The sequence below is a fragment of the Streptomyces sp. NPDC091416 genome (assembly GCF_044756845.1).
GTDB lineage: Bacteria > Actinomycetota > Actinomycetes > Streptomycetales > Streptomycetaceae > Streptomyces.
Window position 1 is genome coordinate 453,231 of record NZ_JBIVTU010000001.1, and the last position, 22,105, is coordinate 475,335.

Sequence of the window (22,105 nt, forward strand, 5' to 3'; positions counted from 1 at the left end):
CGGGAGGCGGTGGCTACGATCGGCGCATGTCCCACTCGCCCTCTCCGCCTCGTCTCAAGCGCGTGCCGCCCGGCTGGTGGGTAGGCATGGGCTGGTACGCGGGCATGCTGTTCACCTTCCTCGTGCGGGTGCGGCTGCCCGGCGAGTACGAGCCGTCCGTCCGGCCCGGTGTGCTGCTCTACCGGTGGGACGGACTACTGACGCAACTGCTCGCCACGACCCTGGCGGGGGTGGGCTGCCTGATGCTGGAACGGCGTCCGCTGAAGGCCCTGACGCTGGTGCTGGGCGCCGCCACGCTCGCCACGTTCTCGCTGAGCGTGGGAGAGATACCTCTCGCCCAGTTCCTGGCCGCCGATGTGGCGCTGTACTTCATAGCCGCCAACCGGTCGCGCCGAACCGCTTTCACCGCCCTCCTGATGGCACTCGGCACGCTCACGGGTTTCCTGGCCTTCCGGCTGCTCGCCGGGTGGGACGTCGGTACGTCGGCGGAGCTGGTCGTCGCGCTGACCGCGGTCGTCGCCTGGCTGGTGGGCGGCTCGGCCTACGAGGCCCGTCGGCACAGCGAGCATCTCGCCACGCGGGCGGCCGAACAGGCCCTGGTCGAGGAGCGGTTGCGGATCGCCCGTGAGATGCACGACACGGTCGCGCACAGCCTCGGCATCATGGCCCTCCAGGCGGGTGCGGCGGCTCGGGTCGTGCACACCCGGCCGGACGCCGCGCACGAGGCGATGAGCGCGGTGGAGACCGCGGGCCGGGAGACGCTGTCGGGGCTGCGCCGGATGCTGGTCGCACTGCGTCAGGCCGGTCCTGCCCACGAGGGCGTGGGGCGGGAGGCGACGGTTCCGCGTCCTGCGGAGGGCCTCGCCGACCTGGAGCGGCTGGCGCGGGCCACGACCGCCGCCGGGGTCCGGGTCGACGTGGACCTGAAGGGCGAGCCCCGGCCGCTGCCGCCGGACATCGATCTGTCAGCGTTCCGCATCATCCAGGAGTCGGTGACCAACGTGGTCCGTCATGCCGCGACCGGTTCCTGCCGGGTGTCGATCGTGTACGGCTCCGAGGCGCTCGCCATCGAGGTCGCCGACCGCGGCCGGGGCACGGGCCTCGCCTCCCGGCCGGGGTTCGGCCTGGTCGGCATGCGGGAGCGGGTCGCCCTGCTGCACGGCGAGTTCACCGCCGCCCCGCTCCCCGAGGGTGGCTTCCGGGTGACGGCCCGGCTGCCGATGCCTGTTACCGCGTCGAGGGGAGACGGGAGTTGAGGGAAGACAAGGTATGAGCGACGAGAACTCCCAGTCCGCCGAGCCGGTCCGCGTCGTGCTCGCCGACGACCAGCCGCTGGTGCGCACCGCGCTGCGCATGGTGATGGCCGAGACCACCGACCTCGACGTCGTCGGCGAGGCGGGCACGGGCGAGGAGGCGGTGCGGCTGACCGCCGAGCTGGCCCCCGATGTCGTCGTGATGGATATCCGGATGCCGGGCCTCAACGGCATCGAGGCCACCGAACGGATCGCCGCGAGCCCGGCCACCGCCCACGTGGTGGTACTGACGACGTTCGACGACGACGAGTACGTGTACGGCGCCCTGCGCGCCGGCGCGGCCGGCTTCCTGGTCAAGGACATGGCGCTGGAGGACATTCTGACGGCGGTGCGGGTGGTGGCGGCGGGGGACGCGCTGATCGCCCCGGGCGTCACCCGACGGCTGATCAAGGAGTTCGCGGGCCGCCCGGCCTCGCCGGCCCCGCGCCGCCCGCTCACCACGATCACCGACCGGGAGCGGGAGGTGCTGGTTCTGGTCGGCAGCGGGCTGTCCAACGCGGAGATCGCCGAGCGGCTGTGCATCAGCGTCGCCACGGCGAAGACGTATCTGACCCGGCTCCTCGCCAAGCTCGACGCCCGGGACCGGGTACAGCTCGTCATCATCGCGTACGAGGCGGGTCTGGTGTCTGCCTCCCGGTAAGCGGCGGGCGGCGGGCTGCCGCTCGGTGGGCGGCGGGCTGCCGTTCGGTGGGCGGCGGGCGGCGGGTTGCCGTTCGGCCGGCGGCGGGCGGCGGGCGACCGTTCGGTGCGCGGCATCGCCCGGCGGGGCCTCCGGCTGGGCGGGCTGCCTCCCGGTAGCGCGGGCCCTGAGCCCGCGCTACCCGTAAGCGCCAGGCCCTGGGCCCGCCTCCCGGTAAGTGCCAGGGCCCTGAACCGCTCCCCGTAAGCGCCAGGGGCAGCCGCCTCCGATAGGCACGAGGGCTGCGGGCCGCCTCCCAGTAGGTGCCAGGCCCGAGGGACGGCCGACAAACGCCAAGGCCGGGGCCCACCTCCCGACGAGCGCCGGGGCCGGGGCCCGCCGCCCGACAAACGCCGAGGCCGGGGCCCGCCTCCCCCACGAACGCCGAGGCCGGGGGCCGCCTCCCCACAAACGCCAAGGCCGAGGCCCGCCTCCCCACAAACGCCAAGGCCGAGGCCCGCCTCCCCACAAACGCCAAGGCCGCCGGCGCCCGGCCGGGGAGCAGGAGGTCAGAGCCAGCCCTTCTCCCGTGCCATCCGGACCGCCTCCGCGCGGTTGCGCGCCGCCATCTTCTGGATCGCCATGGAGAGGTAGTTGCGGACCGTGCCCTGCGACAGGTGCAGCGCGCCCGCGATCTCCGCATTGGTCGAGCCGTCCGCGGCGGTGCGCAGCACATCGCGTTCGCGTTCGGTCAGCGGGCTCGCGCCGTCGGCGAGGGCGGCGGCTGCGAGGGTGGGGTCGATGACGCGTTCCCCGGCAAGCACCTTGCGTACGGCCTCGGCGAGTTGGGACGCGGGGGCGTCCTTCACCAGGAAGGCGTCCGCGCCCGACTCCATCGCGCGGCGCAGATATCCGGGGCGGCCGAACGTGGTGACGACGACGACCTTGACGCCGGGAAGCTCGCGGCGCAGTTCCGCCGTCGCCTCGATGCCCGTCATGCCGGGCATCTCGATGTCGAGCAGCGCCACATCGATGTCGTGCTCCCTGGCCGCGGCCAGTACGGCGTCGCCACGGGCGACCTGGGCGACCACCTCGATGTCGGGTTCCAGGCCGAGGAGTGCCGCGAGGGCCTCGCGCACCATGGACTGGTCCTCGGCGAGGAGGAGTCTGATCATGCTCATTCCCCGGATCCTAGGCCGGATTCGAAAGGAACGCTGAGGACCGTGGTGAAGCCTTTGCCCGAACGGGGTTCGGTGGCCCGGGTGGTGAGCGTCCCGTCGACCGTGGCGAGGCGCTCGGCCATGCCCGTGAGGCCGTTGCCCCGCGCCGCGCCGAAGGCACCGCGGCCGTTGTCGGAGACGGTGAGTTCGAGGACACGTCCGTCGAGGGTCTGGCGCGGGGCGAGGGTGACCGTGCAACGTCCGGCACCACTGTGGCGTACGACGTTGGTGACGGCTTCCCGCAGGGCCCACGCGAGTACCTCCTCCGCCTTCTCCGGGAGGTCCTCGGGAGCCTCGGCCGGAATGTCCGCGGTGACCCCGGCGGCGGCGAGGGCTGTTCTGGCTCCGGCCAGTTCGCCGGGGAGGGTCGGCCTGCGGTAGCCGGTGACGGCGCTGCGTACGTCCACGAGGGCCTGCCGGCTGACCTGTTCGATGTCGGCGACCTGCGCGGCCGCCTGTTCCGGGTTGTCGGGGAGCATCCGTCCGGCCAGCTCGCTCTTGAGGGTGATCAGGGAGAGGGAGTGGCCGAGCAGATCGTGCAGATCGCGGGCGAGGCGCAGCCGTTCCTCGTTGGCGGCGAGCTGGGCGACGGTGGCGCGGGCCTCGCGGAGCTGGATCGTGGTGCGGATCATCTGCCGTACGCCGGACATGGCGAATCCGCCGAGGAGCGCGGGGAAGACCAGGGCGGTGATGATCTCGCGGGGGTGGTCGCCGGTCAGGCCGATGGCCACCAGGACGAGAGTGACGGCGGGGATCAGCCAACGGGCGGTGCGCATCGGCAGGGTGGCGCCGACGGACACCGACACGTACACGAACAGGACGAGCCAGGAAGTGCCGAACGTCAGGGAGAGCAGCACGGCGAGGGCGCCGAGGAAGGCGAGGGCGGCGCGGACCCGGAACGGGTCCAGCGCCTTGGACGTGTGACGGAAGACCAGGACGAGATAGCTGCCGACGAAGACCAGCAGGCCGAGGGTGCCGAGCGCGGTGGCCCACGGGGTGTGGTTGCCGTCGGCGAGGTCCTTGACCGGCGCGCTCATGAAGGCGAGCCAGATGCCGATCCACAGGAGCTTCGTCCCGGCCTGCTTCGTGTTCGTGGGCGGGCGCCCGATACCCACGGACGTCTCGTCCTCGTTCATGCCTTCAGGGTGTCCTTCCGGTAGAGCCAGGCGGCGCCGCCCGCGAAGAGCAGGAAGTAGGCACAGAGGATGGCGACGTCCTTGGCGTGCGGCGCGCCGCCCATCTCGACGGCCTGGCCGAGTGCAGCGTACGCGTGGGTGGGCAGCCACTCGGAGATGTTCTGGATCCACTGGGGGAAGGTCGCGCTCGGCATCCACAGACCTCCGAGGATGGAGAGGACGAAGTAGATGATCATCGTGATCGGGCGGACCGCGTCGCCGCTGGCGAGGTAGCCGATGGCGACCCCGAGCGCGGCGAAGACCAGCGAACCGGCCCAGATGACGCCGGTGAGGGCGAACCACTGCCAGGTGTCGAACCGTACGTGCTTGGCGCAGGCCGCGACGAGGAAGACGACCACGATGCAGGGCAGCGTGACCATGGCGGCACTGGCGATCTTCGCCAGGACGTAGCCGCGGCTGGGCAGTGCGGTCAGCCTCAGCTGGCGGACCCAGCCCTTCTCGCGCTCCTTGGCGATGCGTTCGCTGTTGCCCATCAGGACGGCGGTCAGCGCGCCGAAGGAGGCCATGGAGACCATGAAGAAGGACTGCAGGGTCAGATCGGTGTGCGGCACCTTGTCGGTGGTGTTCTGGGTGCCGGAGATCAGCAGGTAGATCACCGACGGGTAGATGATCGAGAAGAACATGAACTTCTTGTTCCGCAGCGTGCGGGTCGCTTCGAGCCTGATGAGGGCCCACGAAAAGAGATTCAGCATGCGGTCCTGGCCTCCTCGGCCTCGGTGATGGCGACGAAGGCCTGTTCCAGGCCGAGTCCGGCGACTTCGAGCTCGCGCGGGTAGAGGCCGAGCCCGTAGACGGCGTGCACGGTCGCGTCGGCGTTGTGCGACTGGATGCGGACGCGGTGGCCGGTGATGTCGAGCGTGGAGAGGAACGGCAGGGCGCGCAGGGCCTCTTCGTCGATCGTGCCCTCGAGCTCGAAGGAGATCCGGCGGGCCCCGGCCCTGGCCTTGATCTCGGCGGCGGTGCCGTCGGCGAGGATCCGGCCCTTGTGCAGGACCAGGACACGGTCGGCGATCGCGTCGGCCTCTTCGAGGTAGTGGGTGGCGAACAGCACGGTCCGGCCCTGGTCGGCCTGCTCGCGCATGGTGGCCCAGAAAGCCTGGCGGGCGGTGACGTCCATGCCGGTGGTCGGCTCGTCCAGCACGATGAGGTCGTTGGCCCCGGCGGTGGCGAGCGCGAACCGTACGCGCTGCTCCTGGCCGCCGGAGAGCTTGTTGACCAGGCGGCCGGCGATCGGCGCGATGCCGGCCCGGGCCAGCACCTCGCTCACCGGGTAGGGCCGGGGGTGCAGACCGCAGACGAGCCCCACCAGTTCGCCGACGGTGACGTCCTCCATGAGGCCGCCGGACTGCAGCATGGCGCCGACCCGGCCGGCGGCGATGGCCGCCTGCGGGGTCGTCCCGAAGAGGCGGACCGTCCCGGAGTCGGCGGTGCGCAGGCCGAGGAGCAGGTCGAGGGTGGAGGACTTGCCGGCGCCGTTGGGGCCGAGGAGCGCCACGGTCTCACCGGGATGCAGGTCGAGGGTGAGCCCGTCGACGGCGCGTACGTCTCCGTAGGCCTTGCTGACCTGGTCGAAGCTGACCACGGCGGTCTTGGCCGCGGTGGCTTCGGAGGCTGTCGTTGTCATGCGTACAGCCTGGCCCGGGCGGGGGTGTGCCCGGCAGGGTCACGGGTCGTGAATACGGGATGACAGATGTCATGCCGTACGGATGACGCGGAGGCGGGCTCGGCCCCATGTCATGCCGCACGGATGACGCGGAGGCGGGCTCGGCCCCATGTCATGCCGCACGGATGACGCGCGCGGGGCGCCTCGGCCGGGGCGGGCTCCGGTACGCCACCGCCCCCGGCCGGAGGTCCGGTCGGGGGCGGTGGGATACGGCGTGGGGTTCGGCGTCAGCCGTTGCCGCCGAGGTCGATCGTGACGGTCCGCTCGGCCTCGGTCTTGCCGAGCAGCGCGCCCCGCATCGCGAAGGCCACGTCGTCCGGTCCGACCTGGTGCTTCGTACCGTCGCCCTTGGTGACCATGATCCCGTCGAAGACGCCTCCGCAGAGTTCCTCGATGGCCTTCTTGTCGTAGTGGTCGACGAGCTTGCCGTCGACCGCCACCATCGAGAGGATCTTCGGCAGCGACTTGGCCGGGCCGAACGGGATCTGCTTCGATCCCGCCTTGATGACGATCAGGCCGGACATCGCGGGCTTCGCGAACTCCTTCATCGCCCGGTCGAGTTCGGCCTGGCTGATGGTGGGCTCGCTGGCGGTGACGGGCAGTTGGACGGTGCTCGCCCTGCCCGTCTCGACCTGGGCGCGGTACGCGTCGCGTACCGAGACCATCGACTGGTTGACGTCGAGCGCCTTGCCCGGCTTGCCGGGTACGGCGACGGCCTTGCCCGGCACGAACTTGATCGTGCCGTCGCTGGCCGAGCCCGAGGCACCGGCCAGGTCCTTCAGCGCGACGCCGAGCTTCTCCTCGTCGACCGGGATCACCGGGTCGACCGCGCGCTCGCCGCCGAAGAGGGAACCGATGACGGAGACGGGGTTGTAGTCGCTGCCCGCCGCGGCGCGCACGGTCGCCTGGCTGTCCAGGGACAGCCCCGCCTTGTCCGGGGCGAGCTGCGTCTTCTCGCCGTCCACGGTCAGCTGGAGCGGAGCCCTGGACCGCTCACCGAGCGCGGCGTCGAGCTTCTCGACGGCGTCGTCCCGGGTCCCGCCGCCGATGTCGACGCCGAGGACGGTGGTGCCCTTGGGTACGTCGGAGTGGTTCATCAGCAGCCCGGCGCCGTAGGCGACCCCGAGCACACAGACGGCGGCCACACAGAGCATGACCAGCTTGGAGCGGCCCTTCTTGGCCGGGGCGCTCGGTGCCGCGGGCTCCGGCGTCCGCGCGGCGGGCTTGGGCGCCCGGTCGGCGAACCCGCCCGGTCCGGCCGGTCCGGTGCCCATCGGGCCGTCCGGCGTCCGCGGGGTGGAGTCGGCGCCGGGGAACGGCGACGGTCCGCCCGCGCGGGGCTCCGAGGGCACGACGGGGATGCCGCTGTTCAGCGTGTCCCCCGAGACGTTGCCCCCCGGCCCGGCGGGGCCCGCTCCGAACTGCGGGGTGAGTACGGCGGTGTCGTCCGACATCCGCGGCGGGACGCCGCCGGGGGCGCCGGGGCCCTGCGCGCCACCCGGACCCGCCGGTCCGCCCTGACCCGGGCCGGGGCCGAACGGCGCCCGGCCGTCGAGGTCCGGGGTGAGGGCCGAGGTGCCGGTGGCCGGTCCCGTGGTGGGGCCGGACGGTCCCGGCGTACGGACTCCGAGGTTCGGCGTGGAGCGGGACCCGCCCACACCGTCGCCACCGAAGGCGTCGGGGCCGGGTGCGCCCGGGTCACCGGCGCGCTGCGGTCCGTCGGAGAAGTAGGGCAGATCGGCGCGGGGGCCGCCCGGGGGCGGGCCGGACGGGCCGGAGCCCGGACCGTCCGCTCGGCCGCCGGGGCCACCGGCCGCGAAGCCGGCGCCGTCCGTACCACCCGAAGCGTCAGAAGCGGGGGCCCGGAAACCGGCACCGTCCGTACCACCGGGGCCCTCAGGACCACCGGCCCGGAAGCCGGCGCCGTCCGTACCACCGGCCCGGAAACCGGCACCGTCCGTACCACCGGGACCGTCAGGACCACCGGCCCGGAAACCGGCGCCGTCCGTGCCGTCGTTCGGCGTGGAGCCGGCCGAGGCGCTCGTGCCGCTCGCCGGGGGCTTGCGCGGTGCGAACCAGTCGCTGCCGCTCTTCTCCCTGGCCGGCTTCTCGGCCGCGGGCTCCGCCGCGACCGCGGTGTCCCGCGACTCGGGCGCCGGCACGGCCGGCGCCGCCTGCGCGCCGTTGGACGCGGAGGCGCCCGGGCGCGGGGTGGAGCCGGTGCGCTCACCGCTGGGGCCGTCGACGTCGCTCATGGGCGTACGCATGACGACCGGAGGGATGGGGCGCGAACCCGGAATGTTGATCCGGATACGCGTCGTCAGCGTCGTCTCGGTCCTCGGCTCGTCGGGCTGAGGCGGATCCGCAGGCTCCGGGGACTCCTCCGGGGCGTCCTGCGAAGGGTGCAGCGACGGATACTGGCGGGATCCGTACGGCGGCGTACCCGAGGGGTACGCGGCTCCCCCGCGGCCCTGGGGCCCGGAGGACGAACTGTCAGTTTCACGACTCAAAGCAGGTTCTCCCGATTGGCTCCGCCGCCCGTACTTCCCCCATGCCGCAGGCCAGGGGACGGCTCGGCGCGCGAACCACCTTACTGGCCGCGGCCGACAGACACCCCGCGACCGGGGGAAACGACTGCGCACCCCCCGGACGGACAGGGGGCATTACGGGATGGGACGTGGCACATTACTTGCCAGGTCGGCCGCTGTCGGCCCCCAGTTGGGGCGCCCGCGACATGGTGGCACAGATCACAGCGATGGCCATGCCGCCCAGCATGAAGAGGGCGAGGCCCAGTTCGTTCCCGAAGACGTAGTCCCCTTCCGGTCTTCCACCCAGCAGAAGAATGACCGAAATCAGCCATCCAGCGGCGGGCGCCACGGCCCCCGGCTGTGTGCCCATGAGGCAGCGGCCACCGTAGAAGAGGCCGGTGGCGGCGAGCAGGGCCAGCAGCAATCCGCCGGGGAACCAGGCGGATTGGACGAGTGTTCCGGCGATGCCGACGAGCGCGCCGAGGACCGCCAGACCCAGCAGCGCCGCGATCCGGCGAGGGTTGAGGGGCGCGGCCAGACCCGTGGCCGGAATGTCCCTCGGAGGTGCGTTGGTCCGCGCGGCCCGCGGCCTGCTGCCGCTCATCGGTCCGCCTCCGTCAGGCCCGCGAAGAGATCATGTTCCCGGGTTCCGTCCGCGGCGCCGGAGACACCGTTCACCAACTCGTAGTACTCGGTGGTGAGGACGGGCTGCCCCAGGTCGTTCGACAGGGCGAAGAAGGGGCCGTCGATCGCGATCTGGGTGGCGTGCGCCCGCATCGCCGCGGCTTTCGCCTCGCTGTGTCCGGTGCCGTCGATCTCGGTGGTGACCAGGGCGTCGTCCACCACGCCCGGCACGTCGTCGATCGCGGCAATGCCCGGGAACGCGTCCGGGGCGGTGGCCCGCAGCCGGGCGAAGCCCTCCTCGGCGACCGAGCGCGGGACCCGGTTCCAGTAGATCTTGGCGATGGTGTGCGCGGCGCCGATACCGGGGCGGTACGCGGGGTCGGCGGCCAGTTCCGCGGCGCGCGTCGCGACCCGGTGGGCCTGGATGTGGTCGGGGTGCCCGTAGCCCCCCTCGGGGTCGTACGTCACCAGGACCTGGGGGCGCACCTCACGGATCACCTCCACGAGGAACCCGGCGGCCTCGTCGACGTCGGCGGACCAGAAGGCGCCGGGGCGGCGGTTCTGCTCGGCGCCCATCATTCCGGAGTCGCGGTACCGGCCGGCGCCGCCGAGGAGCCTGTGGTCGGTGACCCCCAGTTCCTTCATCGCCGCGGCGAGTTCGCCGCGGCGGTAGGGGCCCAGGGAGTCGTCCCGGTCCGCGGCGAAATGCGCGAGGGCGGGCGGAATGATCTCGCCCTCCTCGCCGAGCGTGCAGGTCACCAGCGTGACCAGGGCGCCGTCGGCCGCGTACCTGGCCATGGTGGCGCCGTTGTTGATCGACTCGTCGTCGGGGTGCGCGTGCACCAGGAGCAGGCGCCGGGCGGGGAGGTCCGTCATGGGGACCACCCTACGAGCCGACGCCCCCCGGGAGCGACGGCGGCCACGCACCGGGCGGTACCGCAGGACCACACGCACCGCACGCACCGCACGCACCGCAGGAGGCCGAGGGACCGCACACATCGCACGCATCGCAGCAGGCCGAGGGACCGCACGCATCGCAGCAGGCCGCAGGATCACACGCGCCGCACACCACCGAAGAGGCCGCAGGACCGCACGCGCCGCACAGGACCGACGGGGCCGAGGGATCACACGTGGTGGCAGGCGTCAGAACTTGATGCCTCCGATCACGCCGGCCAGGTTCGTGGTCAGCTCGGAGATGCTGGGCGCTATGGACGAGCTGGCGAGATAGAAACCGAGCAGCATGCAGACGACCGCGTGTCCGCCCTTCAGTCCGGATTTCCGGATCAGCAGGAAGACGACGATCGCCAGCAGCACCACCGCCGAAATCGAGAGCGCCACGGCGGTTCACCTCCATCTGTACGGTCGGGACGGGCAGCGCGCATGGAGCCAGCAGGTTCATACCCACCGAGCGCTACGGATCATAACTATCCGTGGCAGGGCATTGATCGGGGCACAGCAGCACGAGGGGCGCACGGACGGCGGGGCGGGCCGATAGGTTCGGCCCATGACTTCGCCAGAGATCACCTTCCCGCTGCAGTTGGCCCGGACCATGCGCTTCACCCTCGGCGCTCCGCGCGCGTTCACGGTTTCACCCGATGGTGAACGGGTGGTCTTCGTGCGCTCGGGGTCGGGCACCGACCGCTCGGGCCGGCTCTGGGTGCTGGACCTGAGCGACGGCGCGGGGCCCCGGGAGCGGGTCGTGGCCGATCCGGCGGTGCTGCTGGGCGGTTCGGCGGAGCGGCTCTCGGCCCAGGAGCGGGCCCGCCGCGAGCGGAGCCGCGAGGGGTCGTCGGGGATCGTCGGCTACGCGGTGGACGCGGCGGCCGAGTTGGCGGCGTTCGCGCTCTCGGGGAAGGTGTACGTCGCCGACCTGCGGGCCGGCACGGCACGCGCCCTGCCCGTACCGGGCCCGGTGATCGATCCGCGCCCCTCCCCCGACGGGCGACACGTCGCATACGTGTCCAAGGGTGCGCTGCGCGTCGTGGGCGCCGACGGCGAAGGGGACAGGGCGCTCGCGGAGCCGGAGGACGCGGATGTCTCGTACGGGCTCGCGGAGTTCATCGCGGCCGAGGAGATGCAGCGCCCGCGGGGCTACTGGTGGTCGCCGGAGTCGGACCGGCTGCTCGTCGCCCGGGTCGACGACAGCCCCGTGCGGCGGTGGTGGATCGCCGATCCCGCGAACCCGGACCGCAAGCCGGCCGAGGTCGCGTACCCGGCGGCCGGGACGCCCAACGCGGAGGTCCGGCTCTTCGTCGTCGACCTGGCCGGACAGCGCACCGAAGTGGTCTGGGACCGGGCCCGGTTCCCGTACATGGCACAGGTGCACTGGTCCTCGGACGGGGCGCCGCTGCTGCTCGTGCAGGCCCGTGACCAGCAGAGTCAGCTCTACCTCGCGGTGGACCCGGAGACCGGGGCGACCCGGACGGTGCATGTGGACGAGGACCCCGTGTGGCTGGACCTGTTCCCGGGAGTGCCCGCGTGGGCGCCGGACGGGCGGCTGGTGCGGATCGCGGACGAGGGCGGGGCGCGGGTCCTCGCGGTCGGGGACCGGCCGCTGACCGGGGCCCAGTTGCAGATCCAGGCGGTGCTGGACATCGGGGAGTCCGACATCCTCGTCACGGCGTCGGCGGGTGAGCGGGCCGCCGAGGCGGAGATCGGCGAGAGCCACGTCTACCGGGTCAACGAGCTGGGCGTCGAGCGGGTCTCGGAGGGCGCGGGCGTGCACGCGGCGGTCCGGTCCGGCGGGGTGACCGTCATGGTCTCCACCGCGTTGGACGTACCCGGATCGACGGCCCGGGTGTTCCGGGACGGGAAGCGGATCGCCACCGTCACCAGTCATGCGGAGCAGCCGGTCCTGTCCGCGCGGCCGCAGCTCACCGAAGGGGGCGCACGGCGGATTCCGTGCGCCGTGATGCTCCCCACCGGCTACAAGGAATCGGATGGTCCGCTTCCCGTCCTGATGGATCCGTACGGTGGGCCGCACGGCCGCCGGGTCCTCGCCGCCCACAATCCGCACCTCACCTCCCAGTGGTTCGCGGACCAGGGCTTCGCCGTGATCGTCGCGGACGGCCGCGGCACCCCCGGTCGCTCGCCAGGCTGGGAGAAGGCCGTCAAGCACGATCTCGCCCTCACCCTCGACGACCAGGTCGAGGCGCTGCACGCCCTCGCGGAGCGGTTCCCGCTGGACCTCGGCCGGGTGGGCATCCGGGGCTGGTCGTACGGCGGCTTCCTGGCCGGCATGGCGGCCCTGCGCCGGCCCGACGTCTTCCACGCGGCGGTCGTGGGCGCCCCGGTGACCGACCAGCGGCTGTACGACACCCACTACACGGAGCGCTACCTCGGCGACCCGGCGACGCAGCCGGAGGTGTACGCGTACAACTCGCTGCTCACCGACGAGGGACTCTCGCACGCCGCGGACCAGGTACGGCCGATGATGATCATCCACGGACTGGCGGACGACAACGTGGTGGTCGCCCACTCCCTGCGGCTGTCGCAGGCGCTGCTCGCGGCGGGCCGCCCGCACGAGGTGCTGCCGCTGAGCGGGGTCACGCACATGACCCCGCAGGAGAAGGTGGCGGAGAACCTCCTGCTGCTCCAGGTGGACTTCCTGAAGCGGTCACTGCGCGGCTAGTGCCGCGGCGGGCAGTGTCTGCCCGTCGCGGAGCGGCGTCCGGGGCGTGCTTCCGGCATTCCGGCCGGACGTCCTCGTACGGGGGCGTACCCGGGCTTTCGTCCGGTGCGGCGGGAGTGCGTGCCGGGCGTCGCGGCGTGGCAGACGTCGCCTGCCACGGCGCCGGCGCCCCTCCCGGCAGGCTTTCGCGCCGTCGCGGCACCGGGACTACCAGCCCGGCGGCGGCTGCGAGGGCGGCGGGGGCGGTCCGAAGCCGCCGCCCTGCGGGTATCCGTAGCCCGGGGCCGGCGGCTGCTGCCCCGGGTACGGGGCGGGGCCGTAGCCGGGAGGTCCCGATTCCGGGGGTCCGTACCCGGGGCCGTACCCCGGGCCCTGCCCCGTTCCGTACGGGGCGGGCACGTCGGCGAAGCCCCTGGGCGCCAGCGCGATCAGCACCACCAGCCCGGCGAACAGCTCGAAGATCCAGCTCAGGAGCGTGAGCTGGGTCTCCGTCGGCAGCGAACCGAAGTGGTCGAGCAGGTCGTAGTGCACGACCCGGGCCACCCCCAGCACCCCGCCGGGCAGCAGCAGCGCGGCGGCCACCAGCCCGAACGGCCGCGCGTGCACGGCGTGGAAGAGGGCGCTCACCGCCGCGACGAGGCAGAGCAGCGCCAGCGCGGCGGTCCCCCAGCCGGGCGGCGGGTCGATCACGCCGTGCGGGACCCGGTCGCCGCCCACGTACCACTCGGGATAGATCTCCGGGTACCGCACCATCTGGCGGATCTCCCAGGCGATCAGCACCGCTCCGGCCGCGCCCAGCATCAGGAACGCGGCGACGGAGGCGCCCGGGCCGGGCCGGGTGGGCAGCTGTTCGTAGGAGTCGGCCGGCGGACGGCGGCCGGCCCCGGCGGTGATGAACAGCGCGATGCCGGCGGCGAGCGCCACGAAGGCGCAGATGAGGGCCCGTGAGCGCAGGTCGTCGGAGAAGACCGTCTCCATCCGGTGGCTGCCGATGCCCCAGAGCCCGGGCAGCCGTACCGCGAGGGTGATCACTCCGGCGGCGACGAGCACTGCGGCGGCGGCCGAGGAACGCAGCGCGGCCACGGTGGCGGCGACGTACGCGACGAGAAGGGCTGCGTCCAGGGGCGAGGTCGCGGGCATCGCCCGCGGACGCGCTTCACCGAAGCCCGCCCAGTAGCGCCACAGCTGGTCGGCGTCCACCGCCCTGATGTCCCGTACGAGCCAGCTCGCGACGATCAGGGCGAGCACCGCGCAGAGTGCGGCTCCGGTCACTCTTGCTCCACGGGTGAGTATCACCTCAGCGATACTCCACCGCGCCCGGCCTCGCGACAAGAGGGCCGCCGAAGCAGTCCGTCGGGCGACCGGCCGGAAGGAGGTGATGTCCTTCCGGCCGGTCCACGGCACCCGCACGGCCGTACGCAGTCCATGCTGACGGGTCCGTATATCGGACGTGAGACGCCCGAGTTGCCCTCGCGTTAACGGCTCGTCGGCTCAGCTGACCCGGCTGCTGCCGGAAGGCGGCGGGCCGTCGTCCTCGTGCCCCTCATCCGGCTCCCGCTCCCGCTCCGGCTCCCGCTCCGGCTCCGGCTCCGGCTCCGGCTCCGGAGGCTTCCGGGCCTCCTCGTCCGCCTTCTCCAGGTCCGGTCCGGCGCCGACGGGGGCCACCGCCTCCGCCGCACCCGCGCCGCCCTCGCCCACCTGCTCCAGCGTGCCCTCCGGCGGCACCACCCGCTTCTCCTCCGCGAAGTGACAGGCCGAATCGTGCTTGGCCGGACTCTCCGTCAGCCGGAAGGCCGCCGGGACCGCCAGCAGCGGGACCTCCAGCTCGCACCGCTCCTGCGCCTTCCAGCAGCGGGTACGGAAGCGGCAGCCGGACGGCGGGTTGGCGGGCGAGGGAACATCGCCGTGCAGGATGATCCGCTCGCGGTACTCGCGTGCCATCGGGTCCGGCACCGGCACCGCGGAGAGCAGCGCCTGGGTGTACGGATGCGTGGGGTGGTCGTAGATCTCCTCGTCCGTACCGATCTCCGCGAACCGGCCGAGGTACATCACGCCGACCCGGTCGGAGATGTGGCGGACGATGGAGAGGTCGTGGGCGATGAACACGTAGCTGAGGTTGAACTCCGCCTGAAGCCGGTCCAGCAGGTTGACGACCTGGGCCTGGACGGAGACGTCGAGGGCCGAGACGGGCTCGTCGGCGACGATGATCTCGGGGTTGAGCGCGAGGCCGCGGGCGATGCCGATGCGCTGGCGCTGGCCGCCGGAGAACTGGTGCGGATACCGGTTGATGTACTCCGGGTTGAGGCCGACGACGTCCAGCAGGTCCTGGACCTTGCGCCGCCGGTTGCCCTTGGGCGCGACCTCGGGGTGGATCTCGTACGGCTCCCCGATGATGTCGCCGACCGTCATCCGCGGGTTGAGCGAGGTGTACGGGTCCTGGAACACCATCTGGATGTTGCGGCGCACGGCCTTCAGCGCGCGGCCCGACAGCTTGGTGACGTCCTCGCCCTTGTACCGGATCTCACCGGACGTCGGCTGCTCCAGGTGCACCAGCATCCGGGCGACGGTCGACTTGCCGCAGCCGGACTCGCCGACGATGCCGAGCGTCTCGCCGGCCGCCAGGTCGAAGGAGACTCCGTCGACCGCCTTGACGGCGCCGATCTGCTTCTTGATCAGGATGCCCTGGGTCAGCGGGTAGTGCTTGACGAGGTCGCGTACCTCCAGGATCGGCTCGCCGCCCGCGTACGCGCTGCCCTCGCGCGACTTGGCCAGGAGGTCACGTGCCACCTGGCCCTCCTCACGCGCTTCCTTGCGCCCCGAGTGGTCAGCGTGCATCGAGCGTCTCCTTCCAGAAGTGGCAGGCGCTCTTTCGGTGCTCGGCCACGTCGTACAGCGGCGGCACGTCGGTGCGGCAGACGTCCTGGGCCATCGGGCAGCGCGGGTTGAAGGCGCAGCCGGGCGGGATGTGCAGCAGGTTGGGCGGCAGGCCCTTGATGGCGTAGAGCTCCTGGCCCTTCTGGTCCAGACGCGGGATCGAGCGGAGCAGGCCCTTGGTGTACGGGTGCGCGGGCGCCTTGTAGATGTCGTGGACGGGTGAGGTCTCCACGATGCGGCCCGCGTACATCACGGCGATCTTGTCGGCGACGTCGGCGACGACGCCGAGGTCGTGGGTGATCAGGATCAGGCCCATGTTGAGCTCGCGCTGGAGCTCGGCGAGCAGGTCCATGACCTGGGCCTGGACGGTGACGTCGAGGGCGGTGGTGGGTTCGTCCGCGATGATCAGCGAGGGTTCCAGGGCCAGCGCCATGGCGATCATGATGCGCTGGCGCATGCCGCCGGAGAACTGGTGCGGGTAGTTGCCGACCCGCTCCTTCGCGGCCGGGATGCGGACCCGGTCCATCAGCTCGACGGCCTTGGCCTTCGCGTCCTTGCGGGACATCCCGCGGTGCACGACGAACATCTCGCCGAGTTGCTGCCCCACGGTCAGCACGGGGTTGAGGGAGGAAAGCGCGTCCTGGAAGATCATGGCCATCTCCTGGCCGCGGATCTTCCGGCGCTCCTCCTTCTTGAGCTTCAGCAGATCGCGGTCCTTGAAGAGGATCTCGCCGCCGCTGATCTTCCCGGGCGGCATGTCCAGGATGCCCATGATCGCCTGTGCGGTGACCGACTTGCCGGAGCCGGACTCGCCGAGCACGGCGAGCGTCTCGCCCTCGGCCACCGAGTAGTTGACCCCGTTGACGGCCTTGGCGACCCCGTCCCGGGTGTGGAACTCCACGTGCAGATCGCGCACTTCGAGCAACATGGCAGCGGACTCCTCAGCGCAGCTTGGGGTCGAGGGCGTCGCGCACCGCGTCGCCGAGCATGATGAACGCGAGCACGGTGACCGCCAGTGCCCCGGCGGGCCAGAGGAGCATGTGCGGGGCGTTGCGGATGTACTGGGACGCGGCGGAGATGTCGATGCCCCAGGAGACGGCCGGCGGCTTCAGACCCACGCCGAGGAACGACAGGGTCGCCTCCAGCGAGATGTACGTGCCCAGCGCGATGGTCGCGACGACGATGACCGGGGCGATGGCGTTGGGTGCGATGTGGCGCAGCATCATCCGCCCGTTGGAGGCGCCGAGTGCCCGGGCCGCCTGGACGTAGTCGTTGTGTTTGGCGGTGATGACGGAGCCGCGGGCGATGCGGGCGATCTGCGGCCAGCCCAGCAGCACGATGAATCCGATGACCGGCCAGACGGTGGAGCTGGTCACCACGGAGAGGAAGACCAGGCCGCCGAGGACGACGGGGATACCGAAGAAGACGTCGGTGAGGCGGGAGAGGATCGCGTCCCACCAGCCGCCGAAGAATCCGGCCAGACCGCCGAGGACGCTGCCGATCAGGGAGACGCCGATGGTGGAGCAGATGCCGACGGTGACGGAGTTCCGGGCGCCGTACACGACGCGGGTGTAGACGTCGCAGCCCTGGCCGTCGTACCCGAAGGGGTGGCCGGGCTGGGAGCCTTCCTGGGATTTGTCCAGGTCGCAGTCGAGCGGGTCGCCGGAGGCGATGAGCTGCGGCCAGATGGAGATGATCACCAGGAACAGGATAATCAACGCGGAGATGATGAAGACGGGGTTGCGGCGCAGGTCGTGCCAGGCGTCGGTCCACAGGCTCTGCGGTTTGGTGCCGGGGCCCGTCCCGCGCGGGCCGCCGGGGGTTTTTTCGAGGGAGTCGCCCTCGTCGAGTGCGAGGTCCATCGTTCCGCCGGCTCCGGCGGACGAGATCGCCTCGTCCGGTGTCTGCTCAGGCATAGCGGATCCTCGGGTCGAGTACGGCGTACAGCAGGTCGACGATCAGGTTCGCGGCCAGGAAGACGAGGACCAGGACGGTGACGAACCCGACGACGGTCTGCGAGTTCTGGCGCAGGATGCCCTGGTAGAGCTGGTAGCCGACGCCATGGATGTTGAAGATCCGCTCCGTGACGATAGCCCCGCCCATCAGGGCGCCCACGTCCGTACCGATGAAGGTGACGACGGGGATCAGCGAGTTGCGCAGCAGGTGCCGGACGACCACGCGGCGCCTGGGGAGGCCCTTGGCGGTCGCGGTGCGCACGTAGTCGGCGCGGGCGTTCTCGGCGATCGAGGTGCGGGTGAGCCGGGTGACGTAGGCGAGCGAGACGGAGGCGACCACGAGCCCCGGGATGAGCAGTTCGTTGAGCGGGGCCTCGCTGGAGACGGAGGGTTTGATGACGCCCCACTCCACGCCGAGCAGGAGCTGGAGGAGCAGACCGGTGACGAAGGTCGGGATGGAGATGACGACCAGCGTCAGGATCAGCACCGTGGTGTCGATGGGACGGCCGCGGCGCAGACCGGTGACGACGCCGAGGGTGATGCCGATGACGATCTCGAAGACGATCGCCACGAGGGTGAGGCGGATGGTGATGGGGAAGGCCGTGGCCATCAGTTCGGTGACCTTCTGCCCGTTGAACGCGGTGCCGAAGTCGCCGGTGAAGACGTTCCCCATGTAGGTCAGGTACTGCTGCCAGACCGGCTTGTCGAGGCCGAATTCCGAACGGAGTTGGGCGGCGGTCGCCGGGTCGCACTGGCGGTCGCCGCAGAGACCCGCGATGGGGTCACCCATCACGTTCACCATGAGGAAGATCAACAGCGTGGTGCCGAAGAAGACCGGGATCATCTGCAGCAGCCGCCGGATCACATAACGTCCCATGAAGGGCTCCGGGGGTCGCGGGTCGGAAGTCTCTGGGCTGAGGAGTCGCGGGACGGGGAAGCCGGGTGGCCGGTGCTGGGCGCACCCGGCCACCCGGCCGCCTATCGGGTCACTTGACCTCGATCTGCTCGTACACCGGGACGCTGAACTGGTTCAGGGAGACGTTGGTGATGTTCTCCGAGTAGCCGGCGCTGCCGTTCTGGTACCAGAGCGGGATGACGGGCATCTGCTCGACCATGACCTTCTCGGCGTCCTGGAAGGTGGAGACGGCCTTGGCCTTGTCCGACTCGGCGTTCGCCTTGTTGACGAGGTCGTCGAACTGCTTGTTGCTCCACTTGCCGTCGTTGGACGAGGCGTTGGTGTAGTAGACGGGCTGCAGGAAGTTCTGGATCAGCGGGTAGTCCATCTGCCAGCCCGCGCGCCAGGCGCCGCTCAGCTTCTGCTGGGAGACCTGGCTGCGGAAGTCGGCGAAGGTGCCGATCGGGGCGCCCACGCACGCCTTGTTGTTGCCCATGACCTTGTTGATGCTGTTGCAGACGGCGTCGACCCACTCCTTGTGGGAGCCGGTGTCCGCGTTGTACGAGATCTTGAGCTGGCCGCCGGGGATGCCGCCGCCGTCCTCGATCATCTTCTTCGCGTCGGCGGCGTTGTACGTGCACTCCTTGCCGCAGAGGCCCTCCTTGAAGCCGCCGTCGTCACCGAGGACCGGCGAGGTCCAGTCGGATGCGGGGGTGCGGGTCTTCTGGAAGATCTGGTTGGTGATCTGCTCGCGGTTGATCGCCATGGAGAGGCCCTGGCGGACCTTGATCGCGCCGGCGGTGTTCCACTGCTCGTCGTAGAACGGGAAGGCGAGCGTCTGGATGATGCCGGCCGGGGTGTTGATGTAGCGGTCGCCGAGGTCCGACTTGACGTTCTTGAGCTGCGAGGCGGGCACGTCGTCGACGAGGTCGAGGTTTCCGGCCGTCAGGTCGGTGTAGGCGGTGTTGTTGTCGGTGTAGACCTTGAGGTCGATCCCGCCGTTCTTCGCCTTGTCGTCACCGGGGTAGTCGTCCCACTTGCGCAGGCTCATGGACGAGCCCTTGGTGTACTTGTCGATCGTGTACGGGCCGTTGCCGATCGGCTTGGAGACCCAGGCGTCGTGGTCGGTGAAGAAGGTCTTGGGCAGCGGTGCGAAGGCGGGGTAGCCGAGGGTGTCGGGCCACAGGGAGAACTTCTGCGTCAGCTTGACCGAGAAGGTCATGTCGTTGACCTGCTTGAGGCCGGAGAGCGTGTTGGCGCTCGCGGACCCGGTCTCCGGGTGGACCTTGTCGTATCCGTCGATGTAGCCGAAGAAGTAGGCGTTCTTCTGGTTGTTCTTCAGCAGGGCGCCGTAGTTCCAGGCGTCCACGAACGACTTGGCGGTGATCTTCTCGCCGTTGCTGAAGGTCCAGCCGTCCTTCACGGTGATCGTGAAGTTCTGGTTGTCCGTGGACTCGATCTTCTCGGCGAGCATGTTCGTCGCCTCGCCGGTCTTGGGGTCGTACTTCTTGAGTCCCCGGAAGATAATGTCGAGGACCTTGCCGCCCTGGACCTCGTTGGTGTTGGCGGGCTCCAGCGGGTTCTGCGGGTCACCCCAGGAGGAGCTCACGATCCCGTCCGCGCCACCGCCACCACTGCCGCTGTCCCCTCCGCCGCAGGCCGTCGCCGCCAGGGCGACGGCCACCGCACATGCGGCCCACTTGACCTGTGTGGCTCCGCGCATGGAGTGCCTCCTCGTAGTGCTCCGTCTTACGTGAGGTCAAATATCGCCTCATAGCGGACTTCCCGCACATTTACTCCCGCCATCCGAGCTCGACGGGGCCATGCGGGTGGATGCGGGGGCCGCTAGCGTGCAACGCGGCGGCAGGGTTTCGACCTGTCCGCCCAGATGCGAGAAGGAGGGCGCCACCATGGGCACCCAGGTACGGACCCGCGTTTCGGCGTACGCCATCGCGGCGGAGGACGGCCGCATCCTGCTGGCCAGACTGTCGGACGCCTCACCAGTCTTCGCGCCGGGACTGTGGCACCTGCCGGGCGGCGGGATCGACCCGGGTGAGCAGCCCGTCGAAGCGCTGGCCCGTGAACTCCTGGAGGAGACCGGGCTGGAACTCGCGGACGCCCGGCTGGCCGACGCGCGGACCTACGCGGCCCGGCGGAACGGGGTGAGCTGGAGCCTCACGGCGTTGTTCTACGTCGTCACCCTCCGGGGCGGGGCGCCGGAAGTGACCGAGACCGACGGCTCCACGGACGAGGTGGCGTGGATCCCGCTGGCCGGCCTGCGGGACGGCGGCCTGCTGTCACCGGCTGCGGCCGATGCCCTCGGCATCCTCGAACAGGCGGGGACCGCCACGTCCGCCCTCCCCCGCTGACGCGGTCGCCCGGGCAGGGACCACCACGTCCGCTCTCCCCCGCTGACGCGGTCACCCGGGCAGGGACCGCCACGTCCGCCCTCCCCCGCCGGCACGGCCGCCCGGGCAAGGACCGCCACGCCCGCTCTCCCCCGCCGGCACGGTCGCCTCTCATGCCGGCCGGTCGCGCGCGCCCCACGGCCCGTCCGGGACCAGAGCGTCGAGGACGGTCAGCAACTGCGGCGGCTCGACCGGGTCCGGCAGCGCGGTCAGGTCCGTGTGGGCGAGCCAGGCATGCGTGTCCAGGCTGACCTGCTCGTCCGGGAGCAGGCCGGTCCGCAGCAGGGACGGCCGCTCGCCGGCGAACCGGGCCAGGTAGAAGCGTTCCGTCCCGGTGTACCGCCGGCCCCGCCACCGCACATCACGGTCGACGGGCACCCACCGGTCCAGGACGGCGGCCGGGTCGAGTCCGGTCTCCTCGGCCAGCTCCCGCCGCGCCGCCGCAAGCGGGGTCTCGCCGGGCTCGATGCCACCACCGGGCGGCTCCCAGAGCCACGACCCGTCGAACGGATCCCGCCAGCGCAGCAGGAGCACGCGGTCGGCGGCATCGAGGCAGATGACCCGGGCGGCGGGCCGGAGCGTTTCCACCACCCCGACGCTAGGCCGCACCCGGAACCCGATCAAGCCCCGTACCGGTCGGCATCGCACCACGCCTCCTATTGTCCCAGCGCTGTTATATTAGCGCTGTGACATTTTCTGATCCCACAGCGCTGCCCGATCCCTGGCACTCCCTGCACGAGCTGCTGGCGGCCATGGACGCCGAGATCGAGCAGGTCTACGTCGAGCGCGGCATCGACGGGGTACGGCCGCGGTTCGCCTATCCGCTCATCCGGCTCGCCCACACCGGCCCCCTGACCATCCGCGAGCTCGCCACGTCCCTGAACCGCTCGCACTCCGCGATCAGCCAGACCGTCGCCGCCATGCTCAAGGAGGACCTGGTCACCTCCGAGCCCGGGCCGGACGCCCGCACCCGGCGCATCGACCTCTCCGAGCGCGGCCGGTCCCTGGTGCCGTTCCTGGAGGCGGAGTGGCGCGCCACCCACGCCACGGTCGCCGAGCTGGACCACGAGGTCCCGCACGCGATGACCGGCGTGGTCGCGGAGGTACGGCGGGCACTGGAACGCAGGTCGATGCGGGAGCGGATCCTCCGCCATCTCGTCGAGCCACCGCGGTGAGCGG

Annotated in this window: 20 protein-coding genes; 5 read left to right on the top strand and 15 right to left on the bottom strand. The window is 71.4% G+C overall.

The genetic code is table 11. The features are described 5' to 3' along the window. The first annotated feature begins 26 nt into the window (after nucleotides 1-26). Together ACIQMX_RS01805 and ACIQMX_RS01810 are read left to right on the top strand one after the other, a co-directional pair. Nucleotides 27-1,256, top strand: coding sequence for a sensor histidine kinase (locus ACIQMX_RS01805; RefSeq protein WP_402474361.1), 1,230 nt, complete (start codon nucleotides 27-29; stop codon nucleotides 1,254-1,256). A gap of 13 nt (nucleotides 1,257-1,269) precedes the next feature. Next, nucleotides 1,270-1,953 carry a response regulator transcription factor gene (locus tag ACIQMX_RS01810; RefSeq protein WP_363066589.1) on the top strand — a complete coding sequence of 228 codons (684 nt, stop codon included), beginning with the start codon at nucleotides 1,270-1,272 and terminating at the stop codon, nucleotides 1,951-1,953. A 548-nt stretch (nucleotides 1,954-2,501) separates the two neighbouring features. Here the strand turns inward: ACIQMX_RS01810 and ACIQMX_RS01815 are convergent. The 8 genes from ACIQMX_RS01815 to ACIQMX_RS01850 form a co-directional block, all read right to left on the bottom strand. Then, nucleotides 2,502-3,113: a response regulator gene (locus tag ACIQMX_RS01815; RefSeq protein WP_402474363.1), complete on the bottom strand. Its 612-nt coding sequence runs from the start codon at nucleotides 3,111-3,113 to the stop codon at nucleotides 2,502-2,504. After that, entirely contained in the window at nucleotides 3,110-4,288 is a 1,179-nt protein-coding gene (locus ACIQMX_RS01820) for a sensor histidine kinase (RefSeq protein ID WP_402474364.1), read from the bottom strand. The genes ACIQMX_RS01815 and ACIQMX_RS01820 overlap by 4 nt, the downstream gene beginning before the upstream one ends. Next, nucleotides 4,285-5,040 carry an ABC transporter permease gene (locus tag ACIQMX_RS01825; protein ID WP_363066592.1) on the bottom strand — a complete coding sequence of 252 codons (756 nt, stop codon included), beginning with the start codon at nucleotides 5,038-5,040 and terminating at the stop codon, nucleotides 4,285-4,287. Before ACIQMX_RS01825 ends, ACIQMX_RS01820 begins: the two co-directional genes overlap by 4 nt. Next, nucleotides 5,034-5,972 carry an ABC transporter ATP-binding protein gene (locus tag ACIQMX_RS01830; RefSeq protein ID WP_363066593.1) on the bottom strand — a complete coding sequence of 313 codons (939 nt, stop codon included), beginning with the start codon at nucleotides 5,970-5,972 and terminating at the stop codon, nucleotides 5,034-5,036. The genes ACIQMX_RS01825 and ACIQMX_RS01830 overlap by 7 nt, the downstream gene beginning before the upstream one ends. Nucleotides 5,973-6,238: 266 nt before the next feature. After that, a complete protein-coding gene (locus ACIQMX_RS01835; RefSeq protein WP_363066594.1) occupies nucleotides 6,239-8,266 on the bottom strand; it encodes a hypothetical protein in 2,028 nt (675 codons plus the stop codon). A gap of 430 nt (nucleotides 8,267-8,696) precedes the next feature. After that, complete coding sequence (locus ACIQMX_RS01840) at nucleotides 8,697-9,143, bottom strand: DUF6113 family protein (protein ID WP_363066595.1); 447 nt, start codon at nucleotides 9,141-9,143, stop codon at nucleotides 8,697-8,699. Continuing rightward, a complete protein-coding gene (gene mshB, locus ACIQMX_RS01845) occupies nucleotides 9,140-10,039 on the bottom strand; it encodes an N-acetyl-1-D-myo-inositol-2-amino-2-deoxy-alpha-D-glucopyranoside deacetylase (protein WP_402474367.1) in 900 nt (299 codons plus the stop codon). Before mshB ends, ACIQMX_RS01840 begins: the two co-directional genes overlap by 4 nt. Before the next feature lie 267 nt (nucleotides 10,040-10,306). After that, complete coding sequence (locus tag ACIQMX_RS01850; protein WP_148020542.1) at nucleotides 10,307-10,501, bottom strand: DUF2304 family protein; 195 nt, start codon at nucleotides 10,499-10,501, stop codon at nucleotides 10,307-10,309. Between the two features lie 211 nt (nucleotides 10,502-10,712). Here ACIQMX_RS01850 and ACIQMX_RS01855 point away from each other — a divergent pair, with 211 nt between their 5' ends. Beyond that, a complete protein-coding gene (locus tag ACIQMX_RS01855) occupies nucleotides 10,713-12,794 on the top strand; it encodes an alpha/beta fold hydrolase (RefSeq protein ID WP_402475563.1) in 2,082 nt (693 codons plus the stop codon). A gap of 207 nt (nucleotides 12,795-13,001) precedes the next feature. On the opposite strand, the gene ACIQMX_RS01860 is transcribed toward ACIQMX_RS01855, so the two are convergent. The 6 genes from ACIQMX_RS01860 to ACIQMX_RS01885 form a co-directional block, all read right to left on the bottom strand. Then, the gene (locus ACIQMX_RS01860) at nucleotides 13,002-14,066 is read right to left on the bottom strand and encodes a hypothetical protein (RefSeq protein WP_363066598.1); all 1,065 of its coding nucleotides are present in this window, start codon (nucleotides 14,064-14,066) and stop codon (nucleotides 13,002-13,004) included. 219 nt (nucleotides 14,067-14,285) lie between these two features. Then, the gene (locus ACIQMX_RS01865; RefSeq protein ID WP_402474369.1) at nucleotides 14,286-15,629 is read right to left on the bottom strand and encodes an ABC transporter ATP-binding protein; all 1,344 of its coding nucleotides are present in this window, start codon (nucleotides 15,627-15,629) and stop codon (nucleotides 14,286-14,288) included. Next, nucleotides 15,619-16,596 (bottom strand): ABC transporter ATP-binding protein, encoded by a 978-nt coding sequence (locus ACIQMX_RS01870; protein ID WP_363066600.1) that lies wholly within the window; start codon nucleotides 16,594-16,596, stop codon nucleotides 15,619-15,621. The genes ACIQMX_RS01865 and ACIQMX_RS01870 overlap by 11 nt, the downstream gene beginning before the upstream one ends. Before the next feature lie 13 nt (nucleotides 16,597-16,609). Then, nucleotides 16,610-17,584, bottom strand: a complete 975-nt coding sequence (locus ACIQMX_RS01875; protein ID WP_328896150.1) for an ABC transporter permease — start codon at nucleotides 17,582-17,584, stop codon at nucleotides 16,610-16,612. Further along, the gene (locus tag ACIQMX_RS01880) at nucleotides 17,577-18,500 is read right to left on the bottom strand and encodes an ABC transporter permease (RefSeq protein ID WP_363066601.1); all 924 of its coding nucleotides are present in this window, start codon (nucleotides 18,498-18,500) and stop codon (nucleotides 17,577-17,579) included. Before ACIQMX_RS01880 ends, ACIQMX_RS01875 begins: the two co-directional genes overlap by 8 nt. A 109-nt stretch (nucleotides 18,501-18,609) precedes the next feature. Beyond that, nucleotides 18,610-20,241 (bottom strand): ABC transporter substrate-binding protein, encoded by a 1,632-nt coding sequence (locus ACIQMX_RS01885; RefSeq protein WP_402474371.1) that lies wholly within the window; start codon nucleotides 20,239-20,241, stop codon nucleotides 18,610-18,612. A gap of 187 nt (nucleotides 20,242-20,428) precedes the next feature. On the opposite strand from ACIQMX_RS01885, the gene ACIQMX_RS01890 reads away from it, so the two are divergent. Continuing rightward, nucleotides 20,429-20,887 (top strand): NUDIX hydrolase, encoded by a 459-nt coding sequence (locus ACIQMX_RS01890; protein ID WP_402474373.1) that lies wholly within the window; start codon nucleotides 20,429-20,431, stop codon nucleotides 20,885-20,887. 150 nt (nucleotides 20,888-21,037) lie between these two features. Here the strand turns inward: ACIQMX_RS01890 and ACIQMX_RS01895 are convergent, their stop codons facing one another. After that, nucleotides 21,038-21,514 (bottom strand): NUDIX hydrolase, encoded by a 477-nt coding sequence (locus tag ACIQMX_RS01895; protein ID WP_402474375.1) that lies wholly within the window; start codon nucleotides 21,512-21,514, stop codon nucleotides 21,038-21,040. 98 nt (nucleotides 21,515-21,612) lie between these two features. On the opposite strand from ACIQMX_RS01895, the gene ACIQMX_RS01900 reads away from it, so the two are divergent. Continuing rightward, entirely contained in the window at nucleotides 21,613-22,101 is a 489-nt protein-coding gene (locus tag ACIQMX_RS01900) for a MarR family transcriptional regulator (RefSeq protein ID WP_363066605.1), read from the top strand. The last annotated feature ends 4 nt before the right edge of the window (nucleotides 22,102-22,105 follow it).

What these genes read in the sequence shown, in the direction of transcription:
- ACIQMX_RS01805 (WP_402474361.1), top strand. Translation starts at nt 27, where the DNA reads ATGTCCCACTCGCCCTCTCCGCCTCGTCTCAAGCGCGTGCCGCCCGGC.
- ACIQMX_RS01880 (WP_363066601.1), bottom strand. Translation starts at nt 18,500, where the DNA reads ATGGGACGTTATGTGATCCGGCGGCTGCTGCAGATGATCCCGGTCTTC.
- ACIQMX_RS01820 (WP_402474364.1), bottom strand. Translation starts at nt 4,288, where the DNA reads ATGAACGAGGACGAGACGTCCGTGGGTATCGGGCGCCCGCCCACGAAC.
- ACIQMX_RS01875 (WP_328896150.1), bottom strand. Translation starts at nt 17,584, where the DNA reads ATGCCTGAGCAGACACCGGACGAGGCGATCTCGTCCGCCGGAGCCGGC.
- ACIQMX_RS01830 (WP_363066593.1), bottom strand. Translation starts at nt 5,972, where the DNA reads ATGACAACGACAGCCTCCGAAGCCACCGCGGCCAAGACCGCCGTGGTC.
- ACIQMX_RS01865 (WP_402474369.1), bottom strand. Translation starts at nt 15,629, where the DNA reads ATGCACGCTGACCACTCGGGGCGCAAGGAAGCGCGTGAGGAGGGCCAG.
- ACIQMX_RS01885 (WP_402474371.1), bottom strand. Translation starts at nt 20,241, where the DNA reads ATGCGCGGAGCCACACAGGTCAAGTGGGCCGCATGTGCGGTGGCCGTC.
- mshB (WP_402474367.1), bottom strand. Translation starts at nt 10,039, where the DNA reads ATGACGGACCTCCCCGCCCGGCGCCTGCTCCTGGTGCACGCGCACCCC.
- ACIQMX_RS01825 (WP_363066592.1), bottom strand. Translation starts at nt 5,040, where the DNA reads ATGCTGAATCTCTTTTCGTGGGCCCTCATCAGGCTCGAAGCGACCCGC.
- ACIQMX_RS01870 (WP_363066600.1), bottom strand. Translation starts at nt 16,596, where the DNA reads ATGTTGCTCGAAGTGCGCGATCTGCACGTGGAGTTCCACACCCGGGAC.
- ACIQMX_RS01815 (WP_402474363.1), bottom strand. Translation starts at nt 3,113, where the DNA reads ATGAGCATGATCAGACTCCTCCTCGCCGAGGACCAGTCCATGGTGCGC.
- ACIQMX_RS01855 (WP_402475563.1), top strand. Translation starts at nt 10,713, where the DNA reads ATGCGCTTCACCCTCGGCGCTCCGCGCGCGTTCACGGTTTCACCCGAT.
- ACIQMX_RS01835 (WP_363066594.1), bottom strand. Translation starts at nt 8,266, where the DNA reads ATGAGCGACGTCGACGGCCCCAGCGGTGAGCGCACCGGCTCCACCCCG.
- ACIQMX_RS01840 (WP_363066595.1), bottom strand. Translation starts at nt 9,143, where the DNA reads ATGAGCGGCAGCAGGCCGCGGGCCGCGCGGACCAACGCACCTCCGAGG.
- ACIQMX_RS01890 (WP_402474373.1), top strand. Translation starts at nt 20,429, where the DNA reads ATGGGCACCCAGGTACGGACCCGCGTTTCGGCGTACGCCATCGCGGCG.
- ACIQMX_RS01810 (WP_363066589.1), top strand. Translation starts at nt 1,270, where the DNA reads ATGAGCGACGAGAACTCCCAGTCCGCCGAGCCGGTCCGCGTCGTGCTC.